A 16834-nucleotide genomic window follows, 5' to 3' on the forward strand; every position below is an offset into this window, starting at 1 on the left:
CTCGGTTTCTTCTTGGTTTTCCGGCCAGTGTAACCAGTTGTTAACCTTTGCGCTATGACGAAAGCGCAACACCTGCGCCATTCCCGCAAAATGCCGTTACGTCAGATGGCGCAAGACGGCCCTACTTGCCAAAATGCGAGAATCTATAGGGCGAAATCCCGTATTTCAGGCGGAAAGACTTGGAAAAATGCGATGTGCTGGCATAGCCGCAGGCGATCGACACATCGGTCACGCTCATATCGGTTTCGGCCAGCAGCGCCCGCCCGCGTTGCAGGCGCAGGTCGTTCATATAGCGCACCGGGGTGACGCCCAGATAACGGTTGAACAGCCGCTCGATCTGCCGCCGTGACAGTTTGAGTTGCGCGGCACAGGCATCAAGATCAAACGGCTCTTCGATGCGGCCCTCCAGAAAGGCAACGGCCTCGATCAGCTTTTCATGCCGTGTTCCCAGACGCGCCGCCAGCGAGGTGGTCTGTTCATCCGCCTCGGTGCGCCGCCCGGTCAGCAGGCACATGTTCATCACTTCTTGGCTCAGGGCCATGCCAAAGCGGTCGTTGATCAGCTTAAGCATCAGATCCGCCGCCGCAACGCCACCCGCACAGGTCATGATCCGGTCGTCGATGCAAAACACCTGACGGGCGGCAGCAAGATCGGGAAAGGTTTCGACAAAGCCTGCGATGTTTTCCCAGTGCAGGGTGAACCGACGATCCTTAAGGATGCCAGCCCGTGCCAAGGCATAGGCCCCGGTACACAGCCCCCCCACCACACGCCCCCGCCGCCACAGCCCACGCAGCCAGTCGGCCAGGGCAGCGGTCACCTGATCTTCCGGCTCGACCCCCGAACAGACAAACACCATGCCAGCGGGCTGTGTCGCCCCGAAAGCACCATCCACCATCACCGGCACCCCGTTGGAACAGGCCACAGGCTGCCCATCGGCGGACAGAACCTGCCAGCGGAACAGGATCTGGCCGGTCAGCTGGTTGGCAATCCGCATCGGCTCGATCGCCGAGGAAAAGGCCAGCATGGTAAACTTGGGCAACAGAACAAAGGTCACCTGCATGGGTTCGGGCACAGGTGGGATCACCACATGCGCCACACCCTTGGCCACGAACTTCTGTGTCTCTGCTGTCATGCCCCTACCTTGGCGCAAACTATGCCAGACCGGCCATCGCCACGCCAGAGGCAGGATGGCCCCGCGTGGTGCAGCGTAACAGGCCGTGCGGGGGGCCCGGGCGGGCGTGGATCTGCGGCTAGCGCAGGCCGAATTGCGCCATCGCCTCGGCCAGACCGGGCGGCAGGGCCTCTTCCGTGCTGCGCCCCTTGGGCAGATCGCGCGGGGCATCGGCGACATCCAGATAGCGCCAGCCCTGAAACGGGCGGCGCGGGGCGGCATCGGTGCGCACCACCTCGGCATCCAGAACGATGGCACAGCGGCTGATCCCGTCATCGCCCACCACCTGTTCCAGCCCGACGATCCGCTGACGGCACAGGATCACCCCCTTGATCACCCAAAACAACGATCCGCCATTCAGCACCTCGGCTTCGCGCTTTGGCCACATCCGGGTGACATGCACGGCGCAACCCGCGGGCCAACGACGCCGCTGGCTGTGCTGCCAGTCCAAGAGATCCTCGATGCTGTCGGCCCCGACGCAAAGTTTCAGAAGATGCACATGATCTGCCACGACTCACCCCTTGTCCTTGACCCGACAAGAATAGGCGTTCAGACGGTCAGGGCAAGTTGACCCTGCCCACACATGGGCCTATCTTGTGCCTTCCTTCCAAATCAGACACCAAACCAAGGATATGCCGATGTCCCGTTTTTCCGCGCCCATTGCCGAGCAGATCTGGGACATGAAGTATCGCCTGAAAGAGGCTGATGGCACGGCCATCGACGGTTCGGTTGAAGATACATGGCATCGTATCGCCCGCGCCCTGGCATCGGTCGAGAAAGACCCCGCGCATTGGGAAGCAAAATTCTACGCCGCCCTTGAAGATTTCAAATACCTGCCAGCAGGCCGCATCACCGCAGGTGCGGGCACCGGGCGCAGCGTGACGCTGTTCAACTGCTTTGTCATGGGCACCGTGCCCGACAGCATGGGCGGCATTTTTGACGGGCTGAAAGAGGCCGCGCTGACGATGCAGCAGGGCGGCGGGATCGGCTATGATTTCAGCACCATCCGCCCGCGCGGGGCCGAGGTGAAGGGCGTGGCGGCCGATGCCTCGGGGCCTTTGTCGTTCATGGATGTCTGGGATGCGATGTGCCGCACCATCATGTCGGCTGGCAGCCGGCGCGGTGCGATGATGGCCACCATGCGCTGCGACCACCCCGATGTGGAACAGTTCATCGAGGCCAAGAAAGACCCGGCCCGCCTGCGCATGTTCAACCTGTCGGTTCTGGTGACAGACCCGTTCATGGATGCGGTCAAGGCCGATGGCCCGTGGGAATTGGTGTTCGGCGGCAAGGTCTACAAGACGGTGCAGGCGCGCGATCTGTGGAACAAGATCATGCGCAACACCTATGATTTCGCCGAACCCGGCGTGATCTTCATCGACCGGATCAACGCCGCGAACAACCTGCGCTATTGCGAAACCATTGCCGCCACCAACCCCTGCGGCGAACAGCCGCTGCCGCCCTATGGTGCCTGCCTGTTGGGCAGCATCAACATGCCGACTTTGGTGAAAAACGCCTTTGAGGCCAATGCCGAACTGGATCTGGCGGCGCTGGACGATCTTGTGCGCACCGCCGTGCGGATGATGGACAATGTGGTGGATGCCAGCCGCTTCCCCCTACCCCAGCAAGAAGCCGAGGCGCAGAACAAGCGCCGCATTGGCCTTGGCGTGACCGGCCTTGCCGATGCGCTGCTGATGCTGGGCCTGCGCTATGGCAGCGAAGCCGCGGCCCGGCAGACCGAAGACTGGATGCACGCGATTGCCCGCGCCTCGTATCTCGCCTCGGTCGATCTGGCGCGCGAGAAAGGCGCCTTCCCGCTGTTTGATGCCGAAAAATATCTTGCCTCGGGGTCGCTGACCCATATGGATGCCGATGTGAAACAGGCCATCCGCACCCATGGCATCCGCAATGCCCTGCTGACCTCGATTGCCCCCACGGGCACGATCAGCCTTTATGCGGGCAATGTGTCGTCGGGCATCGAGCCGGTCTTTGCCTATGCCTATACCCGCAAGGTGCTGCAAAAAGACGGCTCGCGCACCGAAGAAGAGGTCGTCGATTACGCCGTTCGCCTGTGGCGCGAGAAAAAGGGCGACGCCCCCCTGCCCGATTACTTTGTCAACGCCCAGACCCTGCCCCCGCTGGATCATGTGCGTATGCAGGCCGCGGCCCAGAAATGGATCGACTCGTCGATTTCGAAAACCATCAACTGCCCCGAGGACATCAGCTTTGACGATTTCAAAGAGGTCTATATGGCCGCCTGGGATCAGGGCTGCAAAGGCTGCACCACCTATCGCCCGAATGATGTGACGGGCTCTGTGCTCAGCGTGTCGGAAACCACGGAAAAGACACCGTCCGAAGCCCCCGAAATGGCGCGCGAAGAGGGCGAAGTTGTCTATCTGTCGGAACCCCTTGACCGGCCTGCCGCCTTGGAAGGCCAGACCTACAAACTGAAATGGCCGGGCTCGGAACATGCGCTTTACATCACGATCAATGATATCGTGATCGCCGGTCACCGCCGCCCGTTTGAGGTCTTCATCAACTCGAAGAACATGGAGCATTACGCCTGGACCGTGGCGCTGACGCGCATGATCAGCGCCGTGTTCCGGCGGGGGGGCGATATTTCCTTTGTGGTGGAAGAGCTGAAAGCCGTGTTCGACCCACGCGGCGGCGCCTGGATGGAGCGCAAATATGTGCCTTCGATCCTTGCGGCCATCGGCGGGGTGATCGAACGCCACCTGATCGAGATCGGCTTTATCGAAGGGGAAGGCATGGGCCTGAAAACCGACCCCAAGGCCGAGGTCGTGGCCATCGGCATGCCCAAGGGCAAAGCCTGCTCCAGCTGCGGCAGCTATGACTTGCGAATGGTCGAAGGCTGCATGACCTGCGCCAGCTGCGGCCATTCCAAATGCGGCTAAGTCTGGGTGTCTAGGGAAATTGTAGAACCAACCATAAGAGATCCACTTTGACGGTTTTGTTTGCCCCACGCCAAGCATAACTTTGCCACGCCTGGCTAAGTCGTTGAAATCGCTAGGGGCCAAAGGTGCCGCCCTCAGATGGGCGGCACTTTTGTATTGGCTGTCCCAAGGCCCCCTCGCTTGACGACAGCAGGGTTAATCCGCCTATTGCCAGATCCGGCCCGATCAGCGGCCAAACAGGTTGCGCGAACTGCCCGCGATCAGCAGCGCCACATTCGTCATCGCCCGCGTCGGCGACAGGCCCGGCGGCACGGCGATGTAGCGCGGCTGCCAGTCGGGCCCAAAGCCCTGTTTATAGGCCCGCGCCCCCGCGAAACTGCCAAAGACGGCACTGTTGCGGTAAATAAAGCTGCCAAACCGGTTCCACAGCCGCTCGACCGACCGGGCCGCCAGCCCCTCGGGCGGGGCGACGCCCAGGCTAAAGCTGTGCGCGCCCTGATCGCGATAGCGTTCCATCACATACAGCGTCAGCACCGTCATCATGCCCGCGCCTGCCTCGGGGCGAAAGCGCAGCAGATCAAAGGCAACGTGATGGCCCGCACCGGGGGCCAGAACCGTGGCAAAGGCCAAGACCTTCCCGCCCTGCCTCACCACAGCCAGCGCAAAGCGCCCCAGCCAATCGGCATCGAAATGGCCAACGGAAAATCGCTTGTCGCGCCCCAGACCGGCCTGCAACCAGGCGTCCGACACGTCGGCCAATTCGGCCAGCAGGGCGGGCGCATGGGGCGGCAACGACAGATCACAGGTCGCGCCCTTGGCCTGCCATTGCGCGGCCTCTTCGCGCAGCGGAACAAAGGGCGCATCCCACAGACGCAAACCACGCAGCGCCACCTTGGCCTCATCGCCGATCCGGTGCAGCGAAAAGCCCATCTCGCCGTAAAGCGCCAGGCGGTCGGGGCCCAGGTCGTAAAACACCGCCTCGGCCCCCGAGCGCCGGGCCAGATCAAGGAAGGTCCAGCACAGATCGGCCACTTCTTCGGCCCGGCCCACCGGATCGCCCAGCGCCACCCAGGTCTTGCCCTGTTCGCGGAACATCAAAAAGGCCCCGCCCGGCTCTGATATCAGAAACCGCTTATCCCCGGTCAGCGCCAGACAGCCCCGCGGCTGGCCCGCCTGCGCCACAATCGCCTCAACCTGTGCCATCACCCCCGGCTGCGACCCATCCAGCGCCGCGGCCTGCTTGGGGCGCAAGGCCAGATAGATGGCAAACAGGAACAGCAGCGCCGAGGCCAGCAGCCCCGCCCGCAAGGCCTGCGGCACACCATTGCCGCCCTTCACCAAGGCGCGCAGATCCTCGGTGCCCTGTGGGGCGCTGTGGATGAAGAAGAAGAACACTCCGCCCCCCAGCAGCACCGCAAAGACCAGCGCAAACCACGACGGGCTGAACACACTGTCGGTCAGCTTGGCCTTGCGGTAAAAACTGCGCCGAAAGGGCCACAGCAACACCGCCCCCGCCGCCAGCAATCCCGCATTTTCATAGTCGAAATCGTTCAACAGCGACGTGACCACAGCCACGCCCAGCGCCGCCAGCATCAGCCAGAACGCCGCCTTGATGCGCCGCCCCAACCCATGCGACAAGATCAGCAAGGTCACACCCAGCATCGCCAGCAACAGCGTCCCACCTTCTCGCATCAAGGCAGCGATCAGGCGCAGCTCCTCTATCGCCTCGCCCCGCACCGACGGGATCAGCGACACCATCACCAGATAAACCCCAAAGCCGAACGACACCAACGCCGTCAGCGATGGCACCATGCCGTGCACAGCCTCCAGCGCCGGGCGCATTGGCGCGGGAATATTGCCAGTCAGGCGGCCGATCGCCCCCCCGGCCAGCCGCAATTCGTTCAGCGATACCAACGCAAAGCCCAGCACAAAGGGCAGCAGATAGTAGATGATGCGAAACATCAGCAACGCCGCCGCCACTTCGCTGACCGGCACATGCGGCGGCAGGGTGCTGATCACCACGGCCTCGAATACGCCCACACCGCCGGGCACATGGCTAAGAACCCCGGCCATCATCGCAATCGCATAAATCGCGACAAAGGATGCAAACGGCGGCGTGCCGGCGGGCATCAACACCCACAGCGTAAAGGCCGCCGCGACCACATCAACCAGCGTCACCACCGCCTGCCCCGCCAGATTGCGCGGCGACGGCAAACGCAACTCCAGCTTCCAGATCCGCAAAGACCGGTTGCCCCAGGAAATGAACAGGATCGCCGCAATCGACAGCACCACAACCGCGGTCGACCCCCAGCGGATCAGCTCGGGCGGCAAGGGCAGCAGCCCGCCCAGCACATAGGGGTGCAGTGCCAGCGCGGCAAAGCCCGCAAGCGTCAGCCCCGTGCCCAAGGCCACGGCGATATAGCCCGATACGGTCGCCACTTCAAAGGCGTTCAGCCCAAAGGCCGAATAGATGCGATAGCGGACCGCCCCCCCGGAAACGACGCTGACCCCGATGGTATTGCCGAAGGCATAGGCCAGAAAGCCCCCCAGGCTGACAACCCGCAACGGCAAGGTGCGGCCAATGAACCGCAGGGCCAGCACGTCATAGCCCACCAGCGCCGCATAGGCGATTGCCGTGGCCAGCACCGCCGCCACCAGCACCGGCTTGGGCGTCGCCCGCACATGGGCCAACACCGCCGCCGGATCGACAGGTTTCAGCAGATGGTGCAGCGCATAAAGGCCCAGGCCAAACAGCCCAAGGCCCAGCAAGACCGGAAACGCGCGCCACAGCGCCTTGATCAAAGCAGAAGAAGACGACACCAGGACACCCGTCAAAGCCGCGGACCGTGCCTAGCAGCTATGGGATGCACAGTCGCGTGTAAACACTGCCGCCAACAATTTCCCGGCACAGCCGTGACGTCAGCGCCACCCCCCCACATCCGGCCCTAGCTTAGCGCCGCCCGCACCTCGGCCGGCATCCGCACCGCACCCGTGGGGCCAAGGCAGACCAGCGTCACCCGCGCCTCGAACAGACGCTGATCGCCACGCATCACCGCCTGATCCAGCACAATCCGCGCACCGCCCAATTCCACCAGCGCCGTGGTCACCACCAACGCGTCATCAAAGACCGCCGGACGCAGGTAATCCGCCTCGACCCGCCGCACCGCAAAGACAATGCCCGCCTCGGTGCGCAACCTGCCCTGATCCACCCCCCGCGCACGCACCCACTCACTGCGCCCACGCTCGATGAATTTCAGGTAGTTGGCATAGTAAACGATACCCGCCAGATCAGTGTCTTCATAATAGACGCGAAGGGTGAATTCGTGCATCAGCTTATCCTCGGTTTACAGCTTGCCACACATCATGTCGCCACCCGGCCAATATCCGCAGGCTTTTGGGGGCGGGCATTGGTGACCGACAAAGATTTCAAGCCGGTGCAAAGGGATGTATCATCCCAAAGCTGTGGTGGTAAGGGCCGGTCCCGGTGCCACCCCGAAAAGGAGAAGCCATGACCCCCTGTCCATTCGTGAAATCCGTTCTGACGGCCTTTCTGTGCGCCGCCCTGCTTTGCACCGCCAGCCTGCCTGCCAATGCCGAGGAGGTGGGCCGCGTTGGTGTGGATTGGGTGGGCAATGACATCATCATCGACGCCTTTCCCGACCCCAAAGTGCAGGGCGTGACCTGCCATGTGGCCTATTTCGACCGCTCGCTGATCGACCGGCTGTCCAATGGCAACTGGTTCGAAGACCCCAGCTATTCCGCCGTGGATTGCACCCAGACCGGGCCGATCACTCTGGGCGATATCGACCGCAAAGAGGATGGCGAGGTCGTCTTTTCCGAACGCCAGTCGCTGATCCTGAAATCCCTGCGCGTGACCCGCATCTATGATGCGCGCAACAACGCCCTGATCTACCTGGCCCATGCCAGCGAACTGACCCAAGGCTCGGGCAAGATGTCGATCTCGGTGGTGCCACTGCCGTAACGGGCGTTACTGCACCGCCACCACACGGGCGGCCAGCCGCAAGGCATGGGCGGGCTCTTGGGCCATGGCGGGCAAGACCCGGTCATAGCCCGCCCGGATCACCCCGGCGATCTCGGGGCGCAGCACCACGGCTTCGCCCACCCGCGCCAGCGGCGACACGCCCTGAAACGCCTGATCGCTCCACAGCAAGATCGACTGCACCGCCTGGCTCAGCGCCACCGTCTCGGCAGGGGCGGCGGACAAATGCTCATCCATCCGCAGAAACACGAAACAGGCCTTGATCGCCCCCGCCGCATCAAAGCGGAAAATCCGGTATTGGTTTGCCTCGGCCGCCTCTAGCCGATCGACCAGGGGGCGCAGATCGGGCACCAGCCGGTCCAGCTTGGGCACATGGCGCAACTCATCCCAGTCGCGCACAAAGAACACCATCAGATTGGCCCCCAGCTCGGGGTCTGTCTCGGCCATCTGATGCCCGGCCAGCGCCACCACCGCCTCGAACGCCCCCTTGACGACAGGCAGCGTTGCATCATCGACGCCAAACACCACCGGCACGATGGGTCGCCCCCAGCGGGCGAACAGATAGGTCCCGTCGCTGCGGGTAAACAGGGCTTGCACGGCTTGCGCGTCCATCAGGGCCTCCGATCTGGTCGCCGCCGCAATACAGCGCCCCTGGCCTTCGGGCAACCCAAAGGCGCCCGCCGCAGACCACGGCATCATGGAAAGACATGGCATCTGGACTCGGGCCTGCACAGGCATGATATTCGCCCCATGTCCCTGCCCCCCGGTTTCCTTGATGAACTTCGCACCCGTGTGACGCTGTCACAAATCGTCGGGCGCAAGGTCACATGGGATATGCGCAAATCGAACATGGCCAAGGGCGACTGGTGGGCGCCCTGCCCGTTTCATCAGGAAAAGTCGGCCTCTTTCCATGTCGATGACCGCAAGGGCTTTTACTATTGCTTTGGCTGCCACGCCAAAGGCGATGTGCTGACCTTTGTGAAAGAGGCCGAGAACCTGCCCTTCATGGAGGCTGTCGAATCGCTGGCACGCGAGGCCGGGATGACAATGCCCGCCCGCGACCCCAAGGCCGCCGAACGCGCCGACCACCGCACGCAATTGGCGCAGGTGATGGAAGAGGCGGTCAAATGGTTCCGCCTGCAACTGAAAACCTCTGCCGCCGCCGAGGCCCGCGCCTATATCGCCAAACGCAGCCTGTCAGAGGCCGCACAAGACCGCTGGGAAATCGGCTTTGCGCCGGACCAGCGGCAAGCCCTTTTCCAATCCTTGCAGCAAAAGGGCCATTCCGCCGATTTGATCGTTGAAAGCGGGCTTTGTGCCAAAGCTGATGACGGCAGCATCTACGACCGCTTTCGGGGCCGCATCATCTTTCCCATTCGCGACGGGCGTGGCCGCGCCATCAGCCTTGGTGGCCGCGCGATGGACCCGAATGCCCGCGCCAAATACCTCAACGGCCCCGAAACCCCGCTGTTCGACAAGGGCCGCAACCTGTTCAATCAGGCCCCCGCGCGAGAGGCCGCGGGCAAGGGCCTGCCGCTGATCGTGGCCGAAGGCTATATGGATGTGATCGCCCTGTCCGAGGCAGGCTTTCGCGCCACCGTGGCCCCCTTGGGCACCGCCGTCACCGAAGATCAGCTGCGCCTGCTGTGGCGCATCGCAGATGAACCCATCATCGCGCTGGATGGCGATGCCGCGGGCATCCGCGCCGCCTTGCGGGTGGTCGATCTTGCCCTGCCCTTGCTAGAGGCAGGCAAGGGCCTGCGCTTTGCCGTGCTGCCCGCCGGGCTTGATCCTGATGACCTGATCAAACAGCAAGGCGCGCCCGCGATGCAAAAGGTGCTTGATGACGCACAGCCGATGGTGCGCCTGCTGTGGCAACGCGAAACCGAAGGCCGCGATTTCGACAGCCCCGAACGCAAGGCCGCACTCGACAAATCCCTGCGCGCGGCCCTTGCCCGCATTGCCGACCCCTTCATCCGCGACCATTATGCCGCCGAGATCAAAGACCTGCGCGCCGATCTGTTTGGCCGCAACCGCCGCAGCCAGGGCCCGGCACAGGGGTTTCAGCCACGCGGCCCCTTTGTGCCACGGGGCCGCTTTGGGGCGCCGTTTCAGCCGATTGCCCCGCTGTCATCCACCAAGCAAAGCCTGCTGGCCACCGCCCCCGATACCGCCCAGGACAGCCTGCGCGAGGCGGTGATCCTGGCGGGCTGCATCAACCATCCACATCTGATCCCGCGCTTTGAATCTGCCCTTGAACGGCTGGAATTCCATGGCCCCGGCCATGACGTGTTGCGCAATCTGATCCTTTATCACCAAACCGCGCCTGACCTTCTGGCCACCCTGATGGCCGAGGCCCCGCTGCCCACCGAAGCCGCACTCTTGCACCCCCATGTGCGCATCACCCAAGCCCTCAGCCCCAAGGCCGATCCGGTGCAGGCCGAAGGCTGTCTGGCCGAGGCCCTTGCCCGCCTGCAAGCCGACCGCGCGCACCGCCTTGAAATTCTCGATGCCGAAGACGATCTAGGGGGTGTGGCAGATGAAGGGCTGACATGGCGCCTGTCCAAGGCCGCCGAGGCCCGGCACACCGCCGCACGCGGCCCGCAAGACACCAAAGGGGATTCCGTGCTTGCCCCCAATGGCGTCGAGTTGGACCGTGACGAACTGGATCGGGCACGCAAACTGCACGATTCGATCGACTTCACACGCGGGGGACGCAAGCATTGACGCGCTTTTACCGGCATTTCTGCCAGCATCAGCCAAAGAAAATGCCCGGCAAGCCTTTAACCCGCTGTGATTCGCGTTATTGATTCGAGATTGGCGATCCGATTCGCCAACCGCCCCCGCGATTGCGCCCATCAAGGAGCAGACATGGCCCTGAAAGACACCGACGACGCCAAGCCCGAAGCCGAAGCCGAGGACGTTTCCTTCGACATGAGCCAGGCTGCCGTCAAGAAGATGATCGCCGACGCCCGCGAGCGTGGCTACATCACCTATGAACAGCTCAATCAGGTCATGCCCCCCGAACAGGTCTCGGGCGAGCAGATCGAAGATGTCATGGCGATGCTGTCGGAAATGGGCATCAACGTCATCGAGGATGACGAGGCCGAAGAGGGCGAACCCGCCCCCGCCGGTGGTGATCTGATCGAAACCTCGGGCAATCGCGAAGTCGCCGTGGTTGGCGCCACCTCGGAAACGCTGGATCGCACCGATGATCCGGTGCGCATGTATCTGCGCGAAATGGGCAGCGTCGAACTTCTCAGCCGCGAAGGCGAAATCGCCATCGCCAAGCGGATAGAAGCCGGGCGCAACACCATGATCCTCGGGCTGTGCGAAAGCCCGCTGACCTTTCAGGCCATCACCATCTGGCGCGACGAACTTCTGAACGAAGACATCCTGCTGCGCGATGTGATCGACCTCGAAGCCACCTTTGGCCGCAACCTCGATGGCGAAGACGATCTCGAAGGGGGCGACCTTGAGGGCGTGTCGGTTGACAGCGGCGACAGCAGCAGCAGCAGCCCGCGCCGCAGCGCCGGTTCAGAGCCCGAGCTTGACGCCGACGGCAACCCGATCTTGCAGCAAGATGACGATGACGAGGATGACGATGCCTCGAACATGTCTCTCGCCGCGATGGAGGCCGCGCTCAAGCCCAAGGTGCTTGATACCCTTGCCATGATCGCCCGCGATTACGGCAAGCTGTCTGATATGCAAGACGCCCGGATGAATGCCGCGCTGTCGAAAAAGCAGGTCTTCTCGGTCGAGGATGAGGCCGCCTATCAAAAGCTGCGGTCGGAAATCGTGACGCTGGTGAACGAACTTCACCTGCACAACAACCGGATCGAGGCCCTGATCGACCAGCTTTACGGCATCAACCGCCGGATCATGTCGATCAACTCGGGCATGGTCAAACTGGCCGATGCCGCCCGCATCAACCGTCAGGAATTCATCGCCGAATATCAGGGCTATGAACTCGACCCCCACTGGCTTGACCGCATGACCCAGAAATCGGGCCGCGGCTGGCAGGCGTTGATCGAAAAGTCACGCGACAAGGTCGAAGAGCTGCGCAACGATATGGCCCAGGTCGGCCAGTATATCGGCGTTGACATCGGCGAATTCCGCCGCATCGTGAATCAGGTGCAAAAGGGCGAAAAAGAGGCCCGTCAGGCGAAAAAGGAAATGGTCGAGGCCAACCTGCGCCTCGTGATCTCTATCGCCAAGAAATACACCAACCGCGGCCTGCAATTCCTTGACCTGATCCAAGAGGGCAACATCGGCCTGATGAAGGCCGTGGACAAATTCGAATACCGTCGCGGCTATAAATTCAGCACCTATGCAACCTGGTGGATCCGTCAGGCGATCACCCGGTCGATCGCCGATCAGGCCCGCACCATCCGTATTCCGGTGCATATGATCGAAACGATCAACAAGCTGGTCCGCACCGGCCGTCAGATGCTGCACGAAATCGGTCGCGAACCCACGCCCGAGGAACTGGCCGAAAAGCTGCAAATGCCGCTGGAAAAGGTTCGCAAGGTGATGAAGATCGCCAAGGAACCAATTTCGCTGGAAACGCCCATCGGCGACGAAGAAGACAGCCAGCTTGGCGACTTCATCGAAGACAAGAACGCGATCCTTCCCTTGGATTCAGCCATCCAAGAGAATCTCAAGGAAACCACCACCCGCGTTCTGGCCTCACTCACGCCCCGCGAAGAACGCGTGCTGCGCATGCGCTTTGGCATCGGCATGAACACCGACCACACGCTAGAGGAAGTCGGCCAGCAGTTCAGCGTCACCCGCGAACGTATCCGCCAGATCGAGGCGAAAGCCCTGCGCAAGCTGAAACACCCCAGCCGCAGCCGCAAACTGCGCAGCTTCCTCGACCAATAAACAAAAGCGCCCCACGGGGCGCTTTTTTCTTTTGTACAGCAAATGCGTTAACTCAGCTACGTCGTCTACAAGATCACCTTTCCCAACGGAAAATTCTATGTCGGCAAAGACATAGGCGAACCCGGGCATTCGCTGCGCTATTTCGGGTCATGGCATAATGAGACGGTCGAAGCAGACTTTGAAACAGAAGACCTACGCGACTTCACAGTGCGAAAAGAAATTCTCTTCGAAAGCGACGACAAAGCACTCGTCTCGCGTAAGGAAAGCGACCTGATCCGAGCGCTAAACTCGAACGATCCCGCTATCGGATACAACCGATCTCATCGAACGCGCAGCCGCCGCTAGGACAGTCTCCACCCGCGCAGGTCGGGCTTCAGCCCGACTCCTTCCCATCGCTTTTTCCTTGCCGAAATCCTGACACTTCCCAATACTGCCAAGCAAATCTGTGACGGTATTTTTTGAATTTGACTCCCTTGCCATCTTCCCTGCCCAACCCCAAGACAGTCCTTCTCCTCGGCGTCCTCTGCGGTGTGGCCCTGTTCCTTATCGGCTATGTGGCCTATACCCAAACCCAAATTCGCATCTTTGCGGCCCTTGGCCCCTTTGCCTTTGCCCTGATCGGCGGCGCAATGCTTTGGGGCCACCGGCTTGCGAAAAGAAACTGGCTGCGCGTCAGTGGAAAGATCCTTGCCAAGGAAGGCTTTGACCCGACCCGACTGACCCTTGCCTTTTCCTTGGGCCAAACCCAGCATATCGGCATCCTAGAGGAGGATACCACCCGCCGGGTGGGCGACACCATCGCGGCCTATGTCAACCCGACAAACCCCAAAGACATGTTTTCCGCCAGTTTCGTCTTCCCCATCATGGGCGCGGGCTTCCTGCTCATCGGGCTTTTCGCTGCCAGCCTGGTACTGTTCGGCGGGGCCCATATCTCCCTCGAATAGTGGCTCGGGTCTCATTGACACACCCGCCCTTTGCTTCATGCTAGGGGAAAATCTCAGCCTCACGGAAGCTTACCCATGTCTCTCCTCTCCAAACTCTTTGGCGCGCGCCCCAAGCCTGCCACGGCCGAGCCAAGCCACAAGGCCGAAGAGTATAACGGCTTTGCCATCACCCCCATGCCCATCAAAGACGGCCCCGGCTGGCGGCTTTCGGCCCTGATCCAGAAAGATGGCCGCAGCCATACCCTTGTGCGCGCCGATATCATCAACAACCTTGACGAAGCCGCCGCCGCCTCGGTGGCCAAGGCCAAGCGCATGATCGACGAACAGGGCGACCGGCTGTTTGGCTGACATGACACGCAAGCCCCTTCCGCACGACTGGTTTACCTCAAGACGCAGCAACATGCCGCCGCAGTCAATCGTTAGAGAACGGATCAACAACGGCAGGGCGCCGATCGTGGCCGGATAAGATACCTGCGTCAGGTCACATGTTTGTGGTGGAAGTAAGGGCCGGCATAAATGCCTGGCTTCATTTGCATCCGACCCCTTGGGCCTGCCAGACGGTTCAAGTAACATTCCGAAGTGAGGCGGAGCCAATCAAGGCCGTCAGATTGCCTTTTAGCTTTCCATGACCCCAAGTCTTGCTGCGATCACGCCTTGGGCAAGCTTGCCCTGATCTGCTCGAAATACCGCCCCGCAAACTGGGCAAAACGGCGTGCAACCGGGCCTTGGGCCACGGACTGTCGCGCCGCCAGAACCACCCGCAAGGGCCGCACGTCATCCAGAATCGGCAGAACCTTCACCCGTCGCCCGTCATATGTCAGATCGCTGGGCGGTCGCACGACCAAAAGGGTAAAGCCAAGATCCGCTGCCACGGCAGATCGCACCGCCTCAAGCGAGCTGGATGTAAAGACAATCTCGGGTGTCAGCTTGAGTTCCGCCAACACCTCCTCAAAATAGCCCCGGCTGCCCGGCCCATCCAGCATCACATAGGCCATGCCCCGCAGATCCGCGCTTTGAATGGCCGTCTTCCGGGCCAAGGGGTGATCTGCCGCCAAAACCACCGACGGGCGCAGACACAGCAGCTCGTGGCACTCCAGCCCCGCCATTACGGCCCCCCGATCATAGGTGATCGCGCATTCGATCAGGCCTTTGCGCAGATCTTCGGCCAAATCGGTCAATGACCTTTCCTGATGACGGATCAGAACGCCGGGGGCCTCGGCCCGAAAGCTGCGGATCAGATCTGCCGTATAAAAAGGCGACAGCGTCCAAAAAACGCCCAATCGCAATTCACCACTGGCTTCTGTCGCAATGGCCTCGGCTTCGCGCACCAGTTGGTCGGCCTGATCCAGCAGCCGTGTCACATGCTGCAAGAACATCCGCCCCGACGCCGTCAGCTTCAGGCCTCGGGCATGGTGCCTGGCGAACAGAACAAGGCCAGTCACCGCCTCTAGCTTGTCGATGGCTTGTGAAATCGAGGGCTGCGAGATGTTCAAAATCCGGGCCGCTTGGGCGATCCCGCCGCTTTCGGCCACCGTGCGAAAGTAGGCGCATTGCTTGAGAGTGTATCTGACCATATTTTTCCACGCCAATAGCTCGGATAATTAAGTTTTCATCTTTCTTCAAAGCACCGCAAGCTTGGTGAACCCATGCGGCTGTGGCCTTGGTGTTTGTTGGCACAAACAGGTGCTGTCACCCACCGATCCACGCCCAAACCTGACTGGCCCCAAGCAGTGGACTGACCATGATCAACGCAAAGATCGATGCAATGAATGAAACCCTGCGCCAGATCGCATCGCTGCCCGAGCATGAAGCGCACTGTCTTCCGGGGCGCTTTTACACCGACCCCGATTATTTCGACTATGAGGTCGAAAACGTGTTGAAAAAAGAATGGCATGTTCTGGGCCGTGCCGACGAGATCGCCAAGCCCGGCGATTACTTTGTAACCCAGCTGTTCAACGAAAACCTGCTGGTGGTGCGCGGCGAGGACGGCGAAGTCAGGGTCTTGTCAAACCTGTGCCGCCATCGCGGCATGCCGCTGATGGAGGGCAAGGGATCGACCCGCCGTTTCATCTGCTCTTACCACGCCTGGGCCTATGGCCGTTCGGGCGAGTTGCTCAATGCCCCGCGCATGCGCGACAAGGGTGTCAGCGCCGAGAATTGCTCGCTGCCCAGTTTTCGCAGCGAAATCTGGAACGGTTTCATCTATTGCAACCTTGACGATGCCGCCGCCCCCCTGTCTGCGCGTCTTGGCCAGCTTGGGGCGCTGCTGGCCAATTACCAACCGCAAGACTTTCGCATCGTGCGCGAATTCGAGGAGGAATGGCACACCAATTGGAAATGTCTGGTCGAGAATTTCATGGAGGCGTATCACCTCTCGATCGTTCACCCCGAGACCTTGCACCCCTACACGCCCACCGGACTCAGCCGCAAATCAATGTCGGATGACAGTTTCACCTCATACTGTGCCAACTATCCCGACTCGGCCCAATCGCGCGGCATGGGGGCACCGGGCTTGCCCGAGGATGAGCGCCGCCGTTCGACCCTGTTCAATCTGTTCCCGACCCAAATCGCCAGCCAGGCCGCGACGCTGCTTGTCTCGTTTGCGATCAAACCCATCAGCGTTGACAAAATTTGCGTGCGCTGGACCATGTCAACCTATGGAGATGAGTTGACCCAGGACGAATTGGAAGAGCGCATTGCGCTGTGGTTAGAGGTGAACCGAGAAGACCGGGAAAAGCTGGAAAAGATGCAAAAGGCGCTTTCTTCGCGCCACGCCCCATCGGGCCACCTTGCCCCGCGTGATTTTGAGGGCACGATCTGGGATTTCTACCGCTACCTCGGCCGCGCCATTCCGCAACCCAGCACCCCCCTGCGCGCCGCAATCTAAAGACGCGCCCCGCCACCCAAGGGTCGCCCCACC

13 protein-coding genes are annotated in these 16834 nt (G+C 61.6%); 7 read left to right on the plus strand and 6 right to left on the minus strand.

Features of this window, described 5'->3' with window-relative positions:
- Positions 1 to 121 precede the first annotated feature (121 nt).
- Positions 122 to 1132 carry a GlxA family transcriptional regulator gene (locus tag V3C85_RS06880; protein ID WP_331794351.1) on the minus strand — a complete coding sequence of 337 codons (1011 nt, stop codon included), beginning with the start codon at positions 1130 to 1132 and terminating at the stop codon, positions 122 to 124.
- A 118-nt stretch (positions 1133 to 1250) separates the two neighbouring features.
- Positions 1251 to 1682: a DUF1489 family protein gene (locus V3C85_RS06885; RefSeq protein ID WP_331794352.1), complete on the minus strand. Its 432-nt coding sequence runs from the start codon at positions 1680 to 1682 to the stop codon at positions 1251 to 1253.
- Positions 1683 to 1809: 127 nt separating this feature from the next.
- On the opposite strand from V3C85_RS06885, the gene V3C85_RS06890 reads away from it, so the two are divergent.
- Entirely contained in the window at positions 1810 to 4086 is a 2277-nt protein-coding gene (locus V3C85_RS06890) for an adenosylcobalamin-dependent ribonucleoside-diphosphate reductase (protein WP_331794353.1), read from the plus strand.
- A gap of 225 nt (positions 4087 to 4311) precedes the next feature.
- Here V3C85_RS06890 and mprF read toward each other — a convergent pair whose 3' ends face one another.
- Together mprF and ybgC are read right to left on the minus strand one after the other, a co-directional pair.
- The gene (gene mprF / locus V3C85_RS06895; RefSeq protein WP_331794354.1) at positions 4312 to 6906 is read right to left on the minus strand and encodes a bifunctional lysylphosphatidylglycerol flippase/synthetase MprF; all 2595 of its coding nucleotides are present in this window, start codon (positions 6904 to 6906) and stop codon (positions 4312 to 4314) included.
- A 125-nt stretch (positions 6907 to 7031) separates the two neighbouring features.
- Complete coding sequence (gene ybgC / locus V3C85_RS06900; RefSeq protein WP_331794620.1) at positions 7032 to 7418, minus strand: tol-pal system-associated acyl-CoA thioesterase; 387 nt, start codon at positions 7416 to 7418, stop codon at positions 7032 to 7034.
- A 176-nt stretch (positions 7419 to 7594) separates the two neighbouring features.
- Here ybgC and V3C85_RS06905 point away from each other — a divergent pair, with 176 nt between their 5' ends.
- A complete protein-coding gene (locus V3C85_RS06905) occupies positions 7595 to 8068 on the plus strand; it encodes a CreA family protein (RefSeq protein WP_331794355.1) in 474 nt (157 codons plus the stop codon).
- A gap of 6 nt (positions 8069 to 8074) precedes the next feature.
- On the opposite strand, the gene V3C85_RS06910 is transcribed toward V3C85_RS06905, so the two are convergent.
- Positions 8075 to 8698, minus strand: coding sequence for a hypothetical protein (locus V3C85_RS06910; RefSeq protein ID WP_331794621.1), 624 nt, complete (start codon positions 8696 to 8698; stop codon positions 8075 to 8077).
- Positions 8699 to 8836: 138 nt separating this feature from the next.
- Here V3C85_RS06910 and dnaG point away from each other — a divergent pair, with 138 nt between their 5' ends.
- The 4 genes from dnaG (at position 8837) to V3C85_RS06930 (ending at position 14262) form a co-directional block, all read left to right on the plus strand.
- Positions 8837 to 10813 (plus strand): DNA primase, encoded by a 1977-nt coding sequence (dnaG, locus tag V3C85_RS06915; protein WP_331794356.1) that lies wholly within the window; start codon positions 8837 to 8839, stop codon positions 10811 to 10813.
- Between the two features lie 144 nt (positions 10814 to 10957).
- The gene (gene rpoD / locus V3C85_RS06920) at positions 10958 to 12970 is read left to right on the plus strand and encodes an RNA polymerase sigma factor RpoD (protein WP_331794357.1); all 2013 of its coding nucleotides are present in this window, start codon (positions 10958 to 10960) and stop codon (positions 12968 to 12970) included.
- A 473-nt stretch (positions 12971 to 13443) separates the two neighbouring features.
- Entirely contained in the window at positions 13444 to 13914 is a 471-nt protein-coding gene (locus V3C85_RS06925) for a DUF3592 domain-containing protein (protein ID WP_331794358.1), read from the plus strand.
- A 75-nt stretch (positions 13915 to 13989) separates the two neighbouring features.
- On the plus strand, positions 13990 to 14262 hold the full coding sequence (locus V3C85_RS06930) for an HlyU family transcriptional regulator (RefSeq protein WP_331794359.1): 273 nt from the start codon (positions 13990 to 13992) through the stop codon (positions 14260 to 14262).
- Positions 14263 to 14561: 299 nt separating this feature from the next.
- Here V3C85_RS06930 and V3C85_RS06935 read toward each other — a convergent pair whose 3' ends face one another.
- Positions 14562 to 15488 (minus strand): LysR substrate-binding domain-containing protein, encoded by a 927-nt coding sequence (locus V3C85_RS06935; protein WP_331794360.1) that lies wholly within the window; start codon positions 15486 to 15488, stop codon positions 14562 to 14564.
- Between the two features lie 167 nt (positions 15489 to 15655).
- Between V3C85_RS06935 and V3C85_RS06940 the strand changes: the two genes are divergently transcribed.
- Positions 15656 to 16801: an aromatic ring-hydroxylating oxygenase subunit alpha gene (locus V3C85_RS06940; RefSeq protein ID WP_331794361.1), complete on the plus strand. Its 1146-nt coding sequence runs from the start codon at positions 15656 to 15658 to the stop codon at positions 16799 to 16801.
- The last annotated feature ends 33 nt before the right edge of the window (positions 16802 to 16834 follow it).

The sequence above is a fragment of the Pseudotabrizicola sp. L79 genome, from assembly GCF_036553525.1.
Taxonomy (GTDB): Bacteria; Pseudomonadota; Alphaproteobacteria; order Rhodobacterales; family Rhodobacteraceae; genus Pseudotabrizicola.